This is a genomic window from Acholeplasma granularum ATCC 19168, assembly GCF_000526235.1.
Taxonomy (GTDB): Bacteria; Bacillota_I; Bacilli_A; order Acholeplasmatales; family Acholeplasmataceae; genus Acholeplasma; species Acholeplasma granularum.
This window is the reverse complement of the sequence record NZ_JAFR01000007.1, coordinates 54,977-74,079: the sequence shown is the minus strand read 5'-3', so window position 1 is coordinate 74,079 and position 19,103 is coordinate 54,977. Positions and strand designations below refer to the sequence as shown.

Genomic DNA, 19,103 nt, shown 5'->3' with positions numbered 1-19,103 from the left:
TGACTTATAAAAAATATAGCGTAAAATTATATCTAGAGTTAAATTTTGAACGGAGGAATAGCATGGATTTAGGATTATTGTTAACTAAGGTTGCAGTAATTTTATTAGTTGGTTTTATCGGTAGTTTAATTGCTAGAAAATTTAAGTTACCGAATGTCTCGGGTTACTTAGTATTAGGATTATTATTAGGGCCATCTTTAGGTTTAATTTTTCCTGGTTATAAAGGTTTTATTACCTTAAGTGATCAAAATGTTTTTAAATTCATTAGTGAAATTGCATTAGCTTTTATTGCATTTTCAATAGGTAGTGAATTTGCAATAAAAAGAATCAAAAAAATGGGTAAGGAAATTATCACATTAACAACTTTTGAGGTTATTGGAGCAGTGGTTGTAGTATTTGTTGCTATGTTACTCATTCCTAAACCAGATGCTATAGTTGCAGGATTTGCACCATTTGAAAAGCCAAGTATTGCTTTTGCATTAATCTTAGCTTCAATGTCTGCTGCAACTGCACCAGCTGCTACATTAATGGTAATTAGACAATATCGTGCAAATGGACCAGTTACTAAAGCAATTGTCCCAATTACCGCACTTGATGATATTTTTGGAATTGTAGTATTTGGATTTTTCTTATCTTTTGCACAACTTCTATTACCTCAAGGTGACCCAATTCCTACATGGTTAATGTTTTCTAAACCATTTATTGAAGTATTTGGATCACTAGGAATTGGAATAATTATAGGTTTTGCACTTTCATATGCGGCCAAAAGATTTGATAAAATACCCGATGATATTCAGGTGCTTGCATTAATTTCAATTGTAATTACAGTTGGTGGCTTAACGCTAATAAATCAGTACACAGAATCTTTAGGCATTTCACTTTCACCATTACTAGCAAATATTATGATTGGTTCTGTTATTGCTAACGTCGTAAAACAACCGAATAGAACATTCTCATCAATTAACGATTTAGCTACACCATTTTATATTATATTCTTTACATTAGCAGGTGCATCACTTGATTTAGCAATCTTAAAACAAGATTATATTATATTAATTGTCGCTGGAGTCTATATTATTGCACGTGGTAGTGGTAAAATATTAGGTATCATGGTTGGTTCCATGATTTCCAAATCCCATCCAAATATAAAGAAATATCTTGGTTGGGCATTACTTCCACAAGGTGGAGTATCCATTGGCTTACTTACTATTGTAGCTGTACAAATGACCGAGCTTTATCCAGTAATTGCAGCCGTAATTATGTTATCGATTTTAGTTTATGAAACAATGGGTCCAATTTTTGCGAAATTTGCATTAACAAAATCTAATGAACTTTATAGTCTTGATAATTTAAATGAAACAATGTTTGCTGAAGATACAGAAAATTAAAGGAGATTAAAATATGGAAGCTTTAGTAATCGTATTAAACGATTTGAGTTTTATGGATGATATTTTAGACAAATTCTTAGAACTCAATGTAAGAGGTGCTACAATTGTTGATACACAAGGTATGGCATCAGCAATTATGGAAAAAGAAGGCTCTGGACACGCATTATTCTCAGGTCCATTCTATAAATCTTTAGTTGGAGATCAAAATTATTCAAAAACTATCTTTACTGTAATTCCTGAATCTTTCGATAAGAAAAATCTAATTGAAGAAGTTAGAAAGATTCTAGAACAATCAGAAAGAAAAGTAATAGGTTTTATGTTTACATTACCAGTTTCAGGTATTTATCCAATTCATTCTAAAAATTAAATTAAAAGCTCATATCATGATTTGATATGAGCTTTTTACTTAAGGTATATAACATATTTGGAGGTTTAAGATATCCAATAATTTATTTGGGGTCTATCTCCACATTTTTTATAGAAGTTTATTTTTTAAGTAAGGTTTGTAATGCAGCAGTATTAAGTAAATTCCATGGTTTACTAAAGTGTGGTTGGAAGAAAAAGTCTGCAAAAGCAAGTTGTTGAATAGTCATTTTATTTTGAATTGCTAAACTTAGTATATTCATTTGCGCTGTTAGGTCATATTTAGAAAGAATTTGACCACCTAATAAACGATTTGTTTCCTTTTCATAGACTAATTTTAAAAGTACATCTTCATATTCTGGCATAAACTCTGGTCTGTTATGATCATTTATAATTATTGTACTGTAATTTAATTTATACAATTTAGCAACTTCTTCTGTAAGACCTGTAGAAGATATATTTAAATCATAAATTTTGATTCCTGATGTGCCTTGTGTGCCAACATAAGGTATTTTTTGATATGCGATGTTTAATCCCACTAATGTTCCCATACGTACAGCATTGGTTGCTAAAGGAATATATCTTACTTCTTCAGTGGGATTATATATTATGTTTGCACAGTCACCACATGCAAAAACATCAGGATTTGATGTTTGCATAAATTCATTAGTTATGAGTGCACCGTTTGGTGTTGTTTCTAAAATACCTTTATATAGTGTATCATTTGGTCTAAAACCTATACACATAATTACTAAATCAGTTTCATATGTCATTTTATCAGTTTTTATATGCGTTACAACATTTCCACTTGTAACAAAACTTTCAACCTTTTGCCCAAGTGCTAACTTCACGCCGTGATCTTTAAATGTATTTTCAGCAATATTTGTGAATTCTTCATCTAAATATTTTGGCATAATTCGAGATTCTCCATCAATTAGGATAACTTCTTTGCCCATAAGTTCAAAAGCTTCTGCAAGTTCAACACCTATATATCCGGCACCAACAACAACGATTTTTTGTGCATCTTTAGATTTTTCTATAATCTCATTAGCTTGATTAAAATTTTTAGACAATAAAACATTTTCTGAATTTATGCCAGGTATTCTTGGAATTATTGGCCATGAACCTGTTGATATAACAAGTTTATCAAATGTATCAATGGTAATTTCATTATTTAATAGATTTTTAACTGTTACTGTTTTATTTTCATAGTCAACAGCTTCTACATTATATTCCATAAATACATTTGCCCCTAGGCTTTTTAATTCTTCAGGACTTGAATAGAATAATCCATTCACATCTTTAACGATACCCCCAACATATAAAGCAATACCACATGATAAGAATGAAACATTATCATTTCTTTCATAGACATTAACTTCTAAATTATTATTTGTTTGCAACATAGTTTTAACCGCTGATGTACCAGCATGGGTACATCCGATTACGATGACTTTCATATTTTGACCTCTAATTTTCTTTCTATTTATTTAAGCAGTTTGATTAGCCACACAAATTATAAATCTTATAAAATAAGTTTGTTATTATATGCTTTTGAAAACGTTTTACGCAATAAAAATTTCAGAATATTCCCATAAATAAAAAAATCCAGAAGCTACTTTATATACTTTATATGTATACATTAAATAACTTCTAGATTATTTATTTTTTTAAAATAGTTACACCACTATTAACTACAAATTTTCTTAATTGTAATAACTCATCATAATCAAACTTAGCTGAATTTATAGGATCATTTAAATCAGGCCCAGATATACAAATCGAGATTTGTCCTTTTTTTACTCTTGATCGTCCTATGTTTCTTACTTCATTTAGTTTCTTATATGAATTAGTAGATGAACCATATCCATGAATAATAACTAGTATATTTTTCCCTATTGTGTCAATTGCTTGTCTTACATTTTTCAAAGCTATAGAGGTTTCATCATCATGAATATCAATAATTTTAATCATTATACTTCATTCCTGAATTTATAATTTCAACAACTTGATTAGCTATTTCTGTTGTTGATAAATCTTTATAATTTTCATATGGTATTGCAGGATGAATAATGACTTTAATGTTTGTTCTTCTAAAAGGTGCACGATTCTGAATTTCTGAATTACCAATAATTGTCATTGGTAAAATATCAGCTTTAGGTTTCACTGCTATTTGAAATGCGCCAGCTCGTGTTTGTAATACAGTGTCTTGATCTCTGTTTTTTCTTCCACCTTCTGGAAAAACTGCCATAGTAAAGCCTTGTTCGATATTTTTAATAGTTTGTATGAGTGCTTTTGCTGTTTTCCTATTGTCATCACGATAAACTGGCATCGCATTCATTGCCTTCATTGCAGACTTTAATATCGGTATTTTAAATAAGGTGGACTTAGGCGTAAATGACATTGGTCTATTGATTGCCTGGATTGCTATTACTGGGTCTAAATACGATTTGTGGTTAGTATATACTACTAATTTACCATCTTTTGGTACATTTTCCATACCTACTATCTTTATTTTCAGGTTAAAGATATATACTGATAGGAAATATGCTGTACTTTGAAATACATAATATTTATACTTATTCATTAATGATGTAAATTTAAATGAATAAATATGTATTATTAAAACTAAAATAAGTGTTGTGATACCCACAAAATATCCTAAGAATATCCAAAGAATTATCCAGTAATTACTTAGTACATAAATTGACATCAAACTACTAAATAAAATCCAAGATATAAAAAATAATGATGTAAACATATAATAACCTACTTTTTCTTATAAGTTGCGAAAATAAGATTTTCTTCTAATTTTTTATCAACAAGTTCATATTTTGATAATTCAAATTTTGTAAAGAATACATTTCCTTGATGGAAATTTAGTATATGTGTAATGAGTAAATAATCCACATATGGTAATGTAAGATTATAAATAACTTTCCCACCAATAATCCATAAGTCATCAGAAAAACTCTTCACAAACTCTACAACATCTGTGATACAAGTTGCATCTTCGTATTCGGTATTAATTAGATTTGCAACATACATTTTACCAAATGGTAGGGGTTTATTTTTATAGTAACCTTTTAAAGAACGATAGGTAGCATCACCCATCAATACAGTTTTACCTGTTGTTTTTTCTTTAAAATATGCCAAATCCAATTTATAATGCCATGGTAATTTATTATCAATCCCAATTAACCAATTTACATCCATTGCCCATATAGAGTAAATCATACAGCAACTTTCCCTTTAATTGGAGGATATGGATCATAATTTTCTAATATAAAGTCTTCAAAAACAAAATCCTCAAGGTTTTTTACATTTTTATTCATAACTAAATTTGGCAATTTTCTAGGTGTTCGTGATAATTGAAGTTCAATTTGCTCGTAATGATTTGAGTATATATGTGCATCACCAATTGTATGAATGAATTCTCCAACCTCTAAATTAGTAACCTGTGCAACCATCATTAAAAATAATGCATATGATGCGATGTTAAAAGGTATTCCTAAAAATACATCGCCACTTCTTTGATAAAGTTGTAGTGAAACTTTATTGTTTACAACATAAAACTGAATAAGTGTATGGCATGGTGGCAACATCATTTTACTAATTTCTGCAGGATTCCACGCAGATAAAACCATCCTTCTAGAATCAGGATTATTTTTTAACTGATCAATTATATACGCAATTTGATCTACACCATTAAAATTACGCCACTGAGAGCCATAAACTGGCCCTAAGTCACCCCATTTTTGTGCAAATTCACTACTATTTTTAATTTTTTCTGCAAACTCTTTTATTGTTTCACCTTGATATTCAGGTGACTTTTGATAATTTTGATATGGCCAATCCGTCCAGATACCAACATTGTTATCAACTAAATACTTGATATTGGTATCTCCTTTTATAAACCACAGTAATTCATGAATAATACCCTTTAAAAACGTTTTTTTAGTTGTTACTAGTGGAAAACCTTCACTCAAGTCAAAACGCATTTGATAACCAAATACTGACTTTGTTCCTGTACCTGTACGGTCTGACTTTTCTATACCATTTGACATGATATGCCTTGCTAAATCTAAATACTGCTTCATAAAGTACCTCTTAAATCATTATTTTGCTAATTCGTATAGACTTTCTGTGTAAATCGCTAGTGCTTTCATCAAATCATCAATATCAATAAATTCGTCTTTTTGATGTATATAGGTTGGTTTATCAATAAAGTGAGGGCCAAATGCAACAACATTATCAGTAGCTCTTGCAAATGTTCCTCCACCAATAGAAATTGGAGGTGTCATATCTCCAGTATGTTTTTGATATACCTTCATCAATGTTTGAATTAAATCTGATTTTGGATCTTTATAAAGTAATTTTTGGTGATGATCAACATCTAATGAGTAATTATCTGGTAATAATTTTTGGATATGATTAAATACATCTTCTACATAATTCACACCATTTGGATAACGTAGATTTAATACGATTTCAAAATGATTAGCGGCTGTTGTAGCTAAACCAAAATTGATAGTTAAATCGCCCATTTCTTTATCTTTATATGCAACGCCTAGTTTATGTCCAAAATTATCAAAGGTTAGATATTTATTAACAAATGATACAAACTCATTATTAACACCACTTTCTTTTAGGCCTTCAAATAATATAGAAAGTGCATTTAACCCATCCTGTGGAAGGGAACCGTGTGCTGATTTACCAAAAGCCTCTAATATTAATAAATCATTTTCAATTGTTGCTTTACCTTCGTATTTATTTTTAGTTAGATATTCTAGAAATTTGTGTTTTAATACTAAATCAGGTTTTAAAGTTGCTTTTGCACTTTCTGGAACCATATTTGCACGTAATCCACCTTCAACTGAAATTAATTGTGAATTATCAAATGAACCCCTGATAATTGTCATTGTTATTCCTTTTTCTGCATAAATTAAAGGAAAATCCGCATCAGGAATAAATCCAGCCACTGGTACTTCAGGATGTTTTTTAAAATAATAATCCACACATTTCCAACCAGACTCTTCATCAAGACCTAATATTAATTTAATACGAGTTTTTAGTGGAACACCAAGTTCTTTTAATATCTTCATACCATAATACACTGCCATCGTTGGTGCCTTATCATCCTCAGCACCGCGAGCATATATTTTATTGTCATGAATTTCCGCTCCATATGGTGGATAAGTCCATCCAGTTCCAGCAGGTACGACATCTAAATGACCTATAGAGCCAATGTATTCTTTGGAATCACCAAATTCAATGTGACCCGCATAACCGTCTACATTTTCAAATTTAAATCCATCTCTTTTAGCCAAATCAAGCATAAACTCTAGAGCTTTTCTATTACCTTCACCAAATGGAGCACCTATTCTATTTTGATCAAATGTTGTAAGTTCTGAATTAATCTTTAGTAATTCCTGTGTATCCTTAATAAATTGGTCTTTATACTTTAAGACCAATGCTTTAAAATCTATTGACATATAATCACCTTTCCTTATTAATAACAATTCTATCATTTATATGAAAAAAACTCTATCAAATAGAGCTTTTTTTCTCAATATATTCATTATAAGCCACTTCTAACATATGATAACTTTCAGCATAATCTTTTAAGTGATTAAATAATTCAGAATCATATGGAATAAATCCTGAATTGCTTAAGTCTAAATCTTGATTAATATAATATAAGTATTTTATCTGATTAAATTCTTGATAAATGCCTCTAGGATATAATTCATTTAACCCAATTATTTTATTAACCAAAACTCTAGATTTTGTAGTTGATAAGACAAATACTTTTCTAACATTGGTGCCTAGAATCAAAATATAGGAAAACTTCTTTTTATATCCTAAACTTATTATACCTATAAATATTATAACTGCAAACACACCTGTTACAGAAATACTCCATATGTTTTCAGGATCAAAACTAGTTAAGAATCCATCCATAATGGCTAGTCCAATGCCTAATATAAGTACAAAAAATACACTCCAAAGACCTATTAACACACGATTATAGATAGCTATAAAATATTTAGACATATGTTTATCATCTGTTACTACATAATTTTTAATAATACTTACAACAAAAAAATGTATTGGGATTACAAACATGTTTGGAATTATAAATGCAATTAAATCTAGAGTATATAGACCAGAAAAATTGGTTTTAATAATTATTATGGTTATAACAGCTAATACTAAATAACTAATTAAAGTAGCCCATATTTTTTTAGGACCCCATAAAACATATAATATACTCATTACAAATAGTGCAGAGAGCAATAAAGTCCAAAATACCATGAATGTTCCCTCCTTTTTTACTTGAATATATTATATCATATTGTATCATTTTTTTTAGGCTTACTTAAGATTATTTAATATATATTAAGCATCAGTTGCCTCATTTTGATAATTTTCTATCTCCCTTGGTAAAAATACAATTTGTTCGGCAATAATATTAATATTGCTTCTTTTTGAATCATTATCATCAATCCATTTGCTTACTTCAAGACGCCCCTTTAAAGCTATCCCCATACCTTTTTTAAAATGATCTTGTGCCTTCTTGTGATTGTTCTCAAAAAGGAATATTTTAAAGTAATCAGTTTCATAATTTCCTTCATAATTTTTGTATGGTCTCATCACAGATACCCTTAAGTCTGTGTATTTAGTTCCTGAATCACTTTCCTTTGAATCAAAACTTACAATTCTTCCTATCATATTTATAAATGTCATATTATTTCTTACCTTTCTTTTTAAACATATAATAACTATTTATGTAATGAATGTAAAACTACCAAATTAAAACTACAATGACAATATTTAAATAAATATAATAAAAATAGTGATAGCAGGTGCTATCACTATTTACTAAAACTTATTATTGATTAAAATAACCTTATTTTGGTAAAACATGTACAAAACTCATCATTGATTCATTTAAACTATCATAAAGAGCTAAGAGATCACCAAAATGTATTTCTTTAATAATTTCTAATGCTTCTTTCAAACTTAAACCAAGTAGGTTATATTTACCATAGATATAAATTCTATTTTCGATATCATCTAACGCCATAATAAAGTGTCCTAAGTATGCTTTTTTTAGTAGTTTAAAAGTTTCTTCATTAAAATCTGCGATATCTTTATTTTTCAGATGTACTAATATACTATTCTTCAATTCATCGGTGTCATATGTCTCAGAATCCATCATAAAAACTAATAAATCATCTTCAATTGTAATATGAAAATTAAAGCCATCAATAATTTGATGATTATCTAGTAAATATTGATGAAAATTAGATTGATTACCAAATAATAAACGACCAATGAATAACATGATAATTTCATATTTGTAAATTATCTTTTCATCTTGTGTATCTAGGATAATTTTTAAACCAAATGCGAAAATTGGAGTAGTTACATCTAAATTGTATCTACCTTCCTTAATTTTGACAGTTTTTATTTCTTTATTTGATATAATTATCGGATTAATTGTCTTAGTAATTTTTGATTCATAATTTTCTAAAACGTCTATATATGCTTTTATGTCGATTGGACCATAGATAATAATTTGTCTATTATTTGAACAATAAAAATGATTAAATAACGTAAATAAATCATCAGAATCAATATCCGATAATTCTTTTTTAGTACCTGTAATTTCATTTTTTAATGGGTGTGTATGTATTAATTGGTGATACATTTTTTGAAATAATTGCGTTTCGATTTCATCATCATACATTTGAATCTCTTCATAGATGATTTGTTTTTCCATTTCAACTTTATGCGGATCAAAGTATGGTGATTCAAGCATTTTAATCAGATAAAGCGTTGCATCTATCATATCTTTATGACCAATTAAACTATAGCTCGTCTGCCTATAGGTAGTCATTGCATTTGCCACCACACCCATTTTATGAAAATATTCGAATGCATCTTTATCTTCCATCATGAAAATCATATGTTCTAATAAGTGGTGTGTCCCAGGTTTAATTTCATAAATATTTTTACCGATTTTATATTTTGTATTAAATGATCCAACCGGTATATCATATTGTACATATGTTTGAAGTGATTCAGATTTTATTAAGTGCACATTAAGTCCGTTTTTCATTTTAATGAATACCGGATTTAAGTCAAAGGCATTACTCTTCATAACTTGAGCCTCCACTTAGTATATAGGTTGTAGTAAGCTGCATTAATGATAAAACATACTTTATGTCATCAATACTCACTTTATTAATTTGATCGACTAAATTATCAATCGACTCATCTAATCCAAATAAATCAAGTACAAAACGCCTTGGAATAAGACTATCTTGAAAATCCATACTTGAATATATTTCATTTTTTAAATAATCTTTTGCTTCATTTAGCTGATCGATGGTAGTTCCATCAAATATAAAGTTGTTAACAGTATCAATTAGCAAATTATATGCTGCGTCTTGAGTTTCTAAATTGACACCAGCATAGACAAAAATGTAGTTTTTATCGTGTTCATAGTGCGCTTCCACATCATAAGCTAATGCATGTTTTTCTCTAATTGTTTTAAATAGTTTGGATTCAGGATATCCACCTAAAAGGATTGTTGCTAATTGGACACTCATGTATTTTTCATGTGATCTATTAATTGGTATGTAATATGATAAATAGATATAAGCTTGACCAATTTGAAGTATTTCTTTGTGATTTGTCATTCTTTTTGGTGTTATTTGAGTTTCATATACGTTTAATTTATTATTATTTTCATAGTCGCTTAATACGTTAAACTCATTAATTAATGATTCATTTAAGTCACCTGAAACATAAATTTTTATTATATTTTTTAAAAAATAGTTTTTATAATAGTTATATAGTTCAACAAGACTTACATTAAATGCATCTTCATATGTACCTGTAATTGGTACACTATAAGCAGAATTTGAAAATGTATAATTAAATAATTGTTCCTTACCATATTCAAATTTTCTGTCTTTTCTTGTAAGAATTTGATTGATTGTATATCTTTTAGCCTCATTAAATATGTTTTCTTGAAAAATCTGTCTATCAAAAAACATCGATTTAATAATATCAATAATTTCTGTAATTATTGCTTGGTCATCTAAGACATTAGGATTAGGAAAAACGACATTAAAACGCATGATATGGTATGAACCAATAACAAAAAGATGACTTGTTACAAAGGTACCATATAAGCTATATAGTTTTTTTGCAAGTAATTGTTTAGTCACATATTTGTCTGTTTGTGAAGTTAGAATTCTACTCAATAAAAAACGATACAAAAATGCATCGACTTCTATCTTATCGATAAAATAAAGCGATAAATGTATCGTTTGATATTGTTTTGTTGGTAAAAAAATCATAATTTAGTGTTTAATGCAATCTCCATCATTTTTGTAAATGCTTCTTGTCTTTCAATTGCTGATGTAGCTTCTTTAGTGACAAGTGAATCAGAAATAGTTAATATACAAGCAGCATTTTTACCTGTTGCAATTGCGTTTGCAAATAATGCAAAACTTTCCATTTCAACGCATAATGCACCATGTTTTTCATAAATTTCTTTATATTCATCTGGATTCATTCTATAAAATACATCAGATGAGTGGATTGTACCCTCAGTTATCTTAATGTTTAATTTTTGAGCACTACGTTTAATTTTAGTATTTAGTGCTTTAGTTGCAGGTAGTTTTTTACGGCCAGATACGCCCATTGTTTTAGCATATGTAGATTCACTAAAGCAGTTTTTAACTAAAACTACATCATATAAGTTTAATTCATCAGTATATGCACCAGCAGAACCGATACGAATAATATTATCTACATCATAGAATTCAAATAATTCATATGAGTAGATTCCAATACTTGGCATTCCCATTCCAGAACCCATTACTGTGATTTTTCTTCCTTTATATGTTCCTGTATAACCTAACATATTACGTACACCATTGATTTGTACAACATCTTTTAAATATGTATCTGCAATAAACTTAGCACGTAGTGGATCACCCGGCATTAATACCGTTTTAGCGATTAGTGATTTATCATTTAACTCAATATGAGCTGTTGCCATTTGTATTTTCTCCTTTAATTAGTTTGATGCCACTAGATGTTCCTAATCTGTTAGCACCTTTTTCTATCATTTTAAATGCATCTTCTTGGCTTCTTATACCGCCACTTGCTTTTATTAATGCATCTTCTTTAACTGCTTTTTTAATTGTTACAATATCATCAAAACTTGCACCACGTGTTGCATAACCCGTAGATGTTTTAACAAATGTTGCTCCTGCTTTAACTGCAATTTTAGAAACAAATGTAATTTCTTTTGTTGATAGATATGCAGTTTCTATAATTACTTTGACTACTTTACCATTAGCTGCTTTAACAACTGATTTGATATCTTTAAGGACACGTTTTCTATCTTGAGCTTTAACTGCATCAATATCAATTACCATATCAATTTCTTCAGCGCCTAGCTTAATTGCTTCTTTAGTTTCAAAGGCTTTTACTTTTGGTAGGTGTGTGCCAAATGGAAATCCAATAACAGTACATACTAACACATTAGATCCTTCTAATAATTCTTTTGCTAGACTAATCCAAATAGGTGATACACATACACTCTTGAAGTTGAATTCACGTGCTTCTTGACATAGTTTTTCAATATCAGCTCTTGTGACTAAAGGTCCAAGCTTTGTGTGATCAATATATTGATTTAATTTCATATTTGAAATCCTTTCTATTTTTAAATATCCATTAATACATGTAGATTTTGTTTAGTAAAGTTTTTTGATACAGGTTCCCATTTATATTTTTTAACTTTACGATTTAATTTTTTGCTTAGTTTTGGTGGAATTACTTTTGTATCTTGTAAGAAACCTGGCACATCAAGTAAATATTTACCAAACTTGTTTAAAAAAAGTTTATAATCTATTACTTTAACAATGCCTTGTTCTCCATGAAACAAAATATAATCTAAATGCGGTGGGAATACAATTGTATCATGTTCTTTCCATTCTGTAGCAATATATGAGATATTTTGTTCATCTTTTAAGAAGTAATATTTAGGTACCAAAGTATTTAAATCATCATAATATCTTTGTAAACCATCTTTTTCATCAATGTATCTTAAAATATCAGATAGTTTATCTTCTTTTATGAATTGATAGTCATTTTCTTTTTCTGGATATTTTTCTAGGTAAGCTTTTTTGACCATTCTATAAACTCTAAATATTCTTTCAGCATTGAAAACTAATACATCTTCAAACATCTCAGATAGAACATAGAAATTAAATCGATCACATATTTTCTTTACTAATTGAATGATTGATTTAACAAAATAGTTTGGACTAAGTATTGGTAATTCTAGATGAAAATTAACCTCCAGATATTGCGGGCTTAAACGTTGTATATTTGGTACTTTAGATTTTGGCGTAATATAGAAAGCACATGGGTATCCAAGTTTAGGATGTGTATAGATAAATCTAACTGACTTTTCATCCATTTCTATTTCAAATCCTTCTAGGCTTTCAAAAAAATCTATTACCTCAACCATGTCTAAACTTCTGTTTTTTTCTTTAAAAAAATGTATATAGAAATTGCTCAACTTAAATCCCCCTATCTGGATTTATTATTTACTCTTTAAAAAGTTTTGTTATTTTTGATTCATCTGTACGATTAAATCTAAGTGGTGTGATACTAACATATCCCGAATTATGTGCATTCATATCACTATCTTCATTTTCTTGAAAGATGATATTTGAACCTATAATTCGGTAGATATTAGGTTTATCCGTTTTAATATATTCAGAATGTTGAATTCTATTTCCCATCGTTGTAATTCGTGTGCCAATAACCTTTTTAAATGATTGATGGGGAAAATTAATATTTAAAATATCTGTATCATTGTAAACTTCGTTTTCAATGATTTCATCAAGTAATTTTGCTGTTTCATCATATATATACGGTAAATTGATATTTGATGCAGAAAAAGCGATTGCATGATATCCCATGATTGATGCTTCAAACGCTGCAGCAACAGTTCCGGAATATTGTATGTCAGTTGCTAAATTAACTCCATGGTTAATTCCTGATAATACCAAATCAAATTCCGTTTCAAATACTTTGACGCCAGCTCTGACACAATCAACCGGTGATCCATCGACTACAATTGTTCGAATGCTGCCAAATAATGGTTCTATTTCTTCAATTTCGATGGTTCCATAGTATGTAATTGCTGCTGATTTAGCACTTTGTTGCACTTTTGGTGCACTTACAAATACATTTCCAAAATGACTTGCAGCTTTGGTAAGTATATGAAGACCATTTGCATCAATGCCATCATCATTCACAATTAATATATTCATTTAAGACCCTCCAGAACTTTTTGACAACGACTACATACATCGTTTGAGTTTACTTCTTTTACAATATTCCAACATCTTGCACAAACATGACCATCTGCTTTAGTTACATTTACTTCATTTTTATCTGATAATGTTACATGAACACTTGATACAATTAATACTTTATCAAGTTTATCTAATATATCTAGATATTCTAATGCATCAAAAGTTACTTGGTCAACTTTAATTTCTAGATGCGCTTCTAATGATTTACCTATTAACTTGGCATCACGAGCAAGTTCAAGATGTTTTAATACATTCGTACGTAATTTATCGAAATGATCAAAATTAGATTGTAGTTTAGGTTCTTTTAGTTTACCACCTAAAGGCATTTTTTCCAAATATACATCATCATAATTTTTATATTGTAAACTTTGGTATGCTTCTGATGTAGTATGAGGAATTATAGGTGTTAAAAGTTTTAGTAATCCCAATAAGATATCATAAATTGTTGATTGAATTGCACGTCTTTCAAAATCATTATCCGAATCACAATATAGACTATCTTTTGTATAATCTAAGTAAAATGCTGATAAGTCATTAACTACAAAAGGTATGATTTCACGAGTTACTTCTAAAAATTTATAATTTTCATAACTTTTATTAACTTTAGTTGCTAATTCGTAATATTTATCTGTCATAACACGATTTAATTGACCACGCATTGACCATCCAATATAGTCATTTGATGGATTAAATCCATCTAAAACACCAAGCATAAATCTAAAGGTATTTCTAATTTTTCTGTAACTTTCCGAAACTTGTTTCATCATTTCATTGGAAATACGTACATCGGATTCATAGTCAACTGAAGCTACCCATAATCTTAAAACATCTGCACCTTGTTCCTTCATTAGTACAAGTGGATCAATAACATTACCAAGTGATTTGGACATTTTTCTTCCCTTACCATCTAATACGAAGCCATGTGAAACTATTTCTTTATATGGCGATATATTATCTACAGCTACTGATGTTGTAAGGCTTGAGTTAAACCAACCTCTATATTGATCTGAACCTTCTAAATAAAGGTCAGCAGGGAAACTAAGACCACGACGTTTTAATATTGAATAAGATGTTCCTGAGTCAAACCAAACATCCATAGTATCTACTTCTTTACTCATTTTTTCATCATAAGGATAGTCATTTGGTAATAAATCTTTTACATCCCATTCATACCAAGCATCAGAGCCATGTTCTTCAAAAATATTAGCAACATGATCAATTAATTTTTTATCTAAAATTGGATTTCCATCAGCATCATAAAATATAGGAATTGGTACCCCCCATACACGTTGACGAGAAATGACCCAGTCATCTCTATCTTTTAACATATTAGTTAATCTAAGTTCACCCCATGATGTATGCCATTTAACACCTTTTACAGCATCAAGTAGATTATCTTTAATCATTGAGATACTTGCAAACCATTGAGGTGTAGACCTAAATATTACAGGTTTTTTAGTACGCCAGTCATGTGGGTATGAATGCGTAATTGTTTCTTCAAAAAGTAAGTGACCACTTGTTTTTAAATCCTCAACAATTTGAAGATTTGCTTTTTCATAAAATAGTCCTTCATATTGAAAAGCTTCACTTGTCATATGACCTTTTTCATCAACTGGTGATAATAGTTCTAAATTATATTTTTTACCTACAAAATAGTCATCTTCACCATGTCCTGGTGCAGTATGTACAAGTCCTGTACCATCTTCATCAGTTACATGTTCACCTAAAATAATTGGTCCCTTACGATCAAAAAACGGATGTTGGTATATCATATTTTCAAGTGTTTCACCTTTGAAGGTATCAAGTATTTCAACATTTCCAAAATTTAGTTTTGTAGTTACTTTTTCAAGTAATGATTTTACTACGATATAATTTTTTTCACCAACCTTAAACCATACGTAGTCAAATCTAGGGTGAACGGATACAGCTAAGTTAGCAGGTAATGTCCATGGGGTTGTAGTCCATATTATGAGTCGTGTATTTGGATATTTATTATCTAATAAATCAAAACCTACAAAGACTGACTTTGATTGTTTATCCATATACTCAATTTCAGCCTCAGCAAATGCTGATTCTGAAGATGGAGACCAATAAATTGGTTTTAATCCCTTATAGATAATACCTTTTTCAACCATACCAGCAAAGACTTTAACTTGGTCTGCAATATAAGATTTATCCAAAGTTAAATAAGGATTATCCCAATCACCTAAAATACCAATACGTTTAAATTGGTTTTTTTGTACTTCAACTTGTTTAAGTGCGTATTCACGGCATATTTTTCTAAATTCAGCACGTGTTAGTGCTTTTCTATCAACCCCTGATTTAGTAACTTCATTCTCAATTGGTAGTCCGTGTGTATCCCAACCTGGTACATAAGGGGTGTATTTTCCCATCATTGTTTGATATCTTAAAACAAAATCTTTTAATGTCTTTTGGAATGCATGGCCAATATGTATATTATTGTTTGCATAAGGTGGGCCATCATGTAATACAAAAGGTTCATTATCCTTATTTTTATTTAATACTTGTTCGTATAATTTAATTTCTTCCCATCTTTTTTGAATAAGTGGTTCTCTTTCTCCGAGTTTACCTCTCATTTCAAAGTCAGTTTTAGGCATGAGTAATGTGTCTTTATAATCCATATATATTTCCTTCCTGTCAGGTTTTTAATAAAAAAACGTCCTTAAAAATTAATCTAAGGACGAATGTTAAATATTCGCGGTACCACCTTAGTTCGTAAATTTAAAAAAATTACGCACTTATAGTTTTTTATATTTTGCTCATAGTTGATCATAACATTTGTGTTTGTTAATAAGGCTTACACCATCCCTTACTCGCTTTTAACCTTTACAAAGTTACTATGTTCTAATCATAGCAATATTTAGTTTAGATTTGCTTTTAACCAGGTTTCTACTGTGCCATCATCATAGAGTTTTTGATTACCAAACAAATAAGTTGTTTCATTAATCTCAACAATGTGTCCATCAATTGCATAAACAACACCTGAAATAAATGCAATCGCCTTATTTGCTCTATCAATATGTAATGCCTCAAAATTTAATATAAGCGGCGCACCATTGATCATCTGTTTAGCAAGTGCCGTAATATATTCATCATCATCATTTTTTAATTGTTCCATAATAATGCGGTCTGCAGTATTAATTTCAACTAAATCTTTATCTTTTTTCTTTTTTCTAAAAAAGGCCATCTATATTACTCCTTTAAATAATGATCCAATTCTTAGGAAATCACTATTATATTTTAAAGCAATTTGATAATCACCGCTCATACCCATTGATGTTACTTGAAGATGATAATTATTTTTTAATTCATTTAAGGTCTTAAAAATAATATCTGTTTTTTTATCGTCATCAATTGCACCAATTGTCATAAACCCGATTAAATTAATTTTATCATATTTTTTTATAGTTCGTACAAATTCAGGCAAATCTTTCAAAAATATGCCTTCTTTTTGTGGGTTTTCTTCTAAATTAACTTGAATTAGACAATCAAGTGGTGTATTTCTATATTTTTGGATGAAAATAGCTAGTTTTTCTCTATCAAGTGTATGTAGATAATCAATTTCATTTATTATGTTTTTTACTTTATTGGTTTGAAGATGTCCAATTAAATGCCATTTTATATCTTTATGATCTTTTAATTTTTCTTTTTTTGTTAATAAACCTGTAACGTAATTTTCACCAAAATGTCTGGCTCCTAAATTATATATTTTTTCCATCTCATCTGTAGAAAAATATTTGGAAGCCACCACTGTTTTATCTAGATAATCTAGAAAACTCATACATTAAATCTAAATAGAATAATGTCGCCATCTTCAACAACATATTCCTTACCTTCTAATCGAACTTTACCTTTTTCTTTAGCTAAAAGTGGTGTGCCACTATCAATTAAATCATTATAAGATAAAACTTCTGCTTTAATAAATCCTCGTTCAAAGTCAGTATGTATAATTCCTGCAGCCTCAGGAGCTTTTGTACCATTTTTAAAGGTCCATGCACGTGCTTCCATTGGTCCACAAGTAAAGTAGGTTTTTAATCCAAGTAGTCTATACCCACTTTGTATTACAGTATCTAAGCCAGATTGTGTTAAACCATAGCTTTCCATAAAAATATCTTGTTCTTCCTTATCAAGTGTAGATATTTCATATTCTACTTGTGCAGAAATTGGAATGATTTCAATACCTTCTTTTTCTGCTTTTTCTTTTAGTGTTATATAATGGGGATTATCTAAAGGATTATGCAAATCATTTTCTGAAAGGTTTGCAATATAAAGATTTGGTTTTAAACTTAAGAGATTAAAACTTTTTATTACTTTTTCTTCTTCATCAGTAAAAATCAAATCTTTTGCATTACCATCAGTTTCAATCATTTCTTTTACCTTTAGTAGTGCTGATTGTTCAACAATTGCTTCTTTGATTTTTACCTTTACTTGTTTTTCAAGCCTAGATAGTCTTTTTTCTATCGATTCTAAATCTGATAGTCTTAATTCCATTTCAATAATTTCTAAATCACGTAACGGATTTACTTTTCCTTCAACGTGTGTAATATTATCATCTTCAAAACAGCGAATTACATGAGCAACAGCATCAACTTGGCGAATATGACTTAAAAATTGATTTCCTAATCCCTCACCAGCTGAAGCACCTTTAACTAATCCTGCAATATCAATAAATTCAATTGTTGTAGGTATAATTTTACCAGATTTATAAATTGAGGCTAATTTGTCTAACCTATCATCTTTTACATGCACTACACCAATATTTGGATCAATTGTAGCAAATGGATAGTTTGCTGCAACAACTTGAGATTTTGTAATTGCATTAAATAACGTTGATTTACCAACATTTGGTAAACCTACAATTCCAATACTTAACATTTTAATTCCTTCTTTCGATAAAAAAGGCGTAATCGCC

General features: G+C 29.3%; 20 protein-coding genes. 2 read left to right on the top strand and 18 right to left on the bottom strand.

The window, feature by feature from the left end; translation table 11 throughout:
* The first annotated feature begins 62 nt into the window (after positions 1-62).
* Together G324_RS0102320 and G324_RS0102315 are read left to right on the top strand one after the other, a co-directional pair.
* A complete protein-coding gene (locus G324_RS0102320; protein WP_025724794.1) occupies positions 63-1,388 on the top strand; it encodes a cation:proton antiporter in 1,326 nt (441 codons plus the stop codon).
* A 13-nt stretch (positions 1,389-1,401) separates the two neighbouring features.
* Positions 1,402-1,755 carry a hypothetical protein gene (locus G324_RS0102315; protein WP_025724793.1) on the top strand — a complete coding sequence of 118 codons (354 nt, stop codon included), beginning with the start codon at positions 1,402-1,404 and terminating at the stop codon, positions 1,753-1,755.
* Positions 1,756-1,873: 118 nt separating this feature from the next.
* On the opposite strand, the gene G324_RS0102310 is transcribed toward G324_RS0102315, so the two are convergent.
* The 18 genes from G324_RS0102310 to ychF form a co-directional block, all read right to left on the bottom strand.
* The gene (locus tag G324_RS0102310) at positions 1,874-3,211 is read right to left on the bottom strand and encodes an FAD-dependent oxidoreductase (protein ID WP_025724792.1); all 1,338 of its coding nucleotides are present in this window, start codon (positions 3,209-3,211) and stop codon (positions 1,874-1,876) included.
* A 202-nt stretch (positions 3,212-3,413) separates the two neighbouring features.
* Positions 3,414-3,725 (bottom strand): hypothetical protein, encoded by a 312-nt coding sequence (locus G324_RS0102305; RefSeq protein ID WP_025724791.1) that lies wholly within the window; start codon positions 3,723-3,725, stop codon positions 3,414-3,416.
* Positions 3,718-4,512 (bottom strand): lysophospholipid acyltransferase family protein, encoded by a 795-nt coding sequence (locus tag G324_RS0102300; protein ID WP_025724790.1) that lies wholly within the window; start codon positions 4,510-4,512, stop codon positions 3,718-3,720. The genes G324_RS0102305 and G324_RS0102300 overlap by 8 nt, the downstream gene beginning before the upstream one ends.
* Positions 4,513-4,520: 8 nt before the next feature.
* A complete protein-coding gene (locus G324_RS0102295; protein WP_025724789.1) occupies positions 4,521-4,988 on the bottom strand; it encodes a dihydrofolate reductase in 468 nt (155 codons plus the stop codon).
* Positions 4,985-5,851 (bottom strand): thymidylate synthase, encoded by an 867-nt coding sequence (gene thyA, locus G324_RS0102290; RefSeq protein ID WP_162146827.1) that lies wholly within the window; start codon positions 5,849-5,851, stop codon positions 4,985-4,987. Before thyA ends, G324_RS0102295 begins: the two co-directional genes overlap by 4 nt.
* Before the next feature lie 18 nt (positions 5,852-5,869).
* Positions 5,870-7,246, bottom strand: a complete 1,377-nt coding sequence (gene pepV / locus G324_RS0102285) for a dipeptidase PepV (RefSeq protein ID WP_035357149.1) — start codon at positions 7,244-7,246, stop codon at positions 5,870-5,872.
* A gap of 55 nt (positions 7,247-7,301) precedes the next feature.
* Positions 7,302-8,069: a hypothetical protein gene (locus G324_RS0102280; RefSeq protein ID WP_162146826.1), complete on the bottom strand. Its 768-nt coding sequence runs from the start codon at positions 8,067-8,069 to the stop codon at positions 7,302-7,304.
* 84 nt (positions 8,070-8,153) lie between these two features.
* Complete coding sequence (locus G324_RS0102275) at positions 8,154-8,501, bottom strand: single-stranded DNA-binding protein (protein WP_025724785.1); 348 nt, start codon at positions 8,499-8,501, stop codon at positions 8,154-8,156.
* Positions 8,502-8,664: 163 nt separating this feature from the next.
* Entirely contained in the window at positions 8,665-9,921 is a 1,257-nt protein-coding gene (locus G324_RS0102270) for a M16 family metallopeptidase (RefSeq protein ID WP_025724784.1), read from the bottom strand.
* Positions 9,911-11,128 carry a M16 family metallopeptidase gene (locus G324_RS0102265; protein WP_025724783.1) on the bottom strand — a complete coding sequence of 406 codons (1,218 nt, stop codon included), beginning with the start codon at positions 11,126-11,128 and terminating at the stop codon, positions 9,911-9,913. Before G324_RS0102265 ends, G324_RS0102270 begins: the two co-directional genes overlap by 11 nt.
* Entirely contained in the window at positions 11,125-11,835 is a 711-nt protein-coding gene (gene deoD / locus G324_RS0102260) for a purine-nucleoside phosphorylase (protein ID WP_162146825.1), read from the bottom strand. Before deoD ends, G324_RS0102265 begins: the two co-directional genes overlap by 4 nt.
* Entirely contained in the window at positions 11,816-12,484 is a 669-nt protein-coding gene (deoC, locus tag G324_RS0102255) for a deoxyribose-phosphate aldolase (RefSeq protein ID WP_162146824.1), read from the bottom strand. Before deoC ends, deoD begins: the two co-directional genes overlap by 20 nt.
* Before the next feature lie 20 nt (positions 12,485-12,504).
* The gene (locus G324_RS0102250) at positions 12,505-13,365 is read right to left on the bottom strand and encodes a hypothetical protein (protein ID WP_025724780.1); all 861 of its coding nucleotides are present in this window, start codon (positions 13,363-13,365) and stop codon (positions 12,505-12,507) included.
* A 28-nt stretch (positions 13,366-13,393) separates the two neighbouring features.
* On the bottom strand, positions 13,394-14,125 hold the full coding sequence (surE, locus tag G324_RS0102245) for a 5'/3'-nucleotidase SurE (protein WP_025724779.1): 732 nt from the start codon (positions 14,123-14,125) through the stop codon (positions 13,394-13,396).
* Positions 14,122-16,812: an isoleucine--tRNA ligase gene (gene ileS / locus G324_RS0102240; RefSeq protein ID WP_162146823.1), complete on the bottom strand. Its 2,691-nt coding sequence runs from the start codon at positions 16,810-16,812 to the stop codon at positions 14,122-14,124. Before ileS ends, surE begins: the two co-directional genes overlap by 4 nt.
* Positions 16,813-17,051: 239 nt before the next feature.
* Entirely contained in the window at positions 17,052-17,378 is a 327-nt protein-coding gene (sepF, locus tag G324_RS0102235; protein WP_025724777.1) for a cell division protein SepF, read from the bottom strand.
* Positions 17,379-17,972 (bottom strand): YggS family pyridoxal phosphate-dependent enzyme, encoded by a 594-nt coding sequence (locus G324_RS0102230; RefSeq protein WP_025724776.1) that lies wholly within the window; start codon positions 17,970-17,972, stop codon positions 17,379-17,381.
* On the bottom strand, positions 17,969-19,066 hold the full coding sequence (gene ychF, locus G324_RS0102225) for a redox-regulated ATPase YchF (RefSeq protein WP_162146822.1): 1,098 nt from the start codon (positions 19,064-19,066) through the stop codon (positions 17,969-17,971). The genes G324_RS0102230 and ychF overlap by 4 nt, the downstream gene beginning before the upstream one ends.
* Positions 19,067-19,103 lie beyond the last annotated feature (37 nt).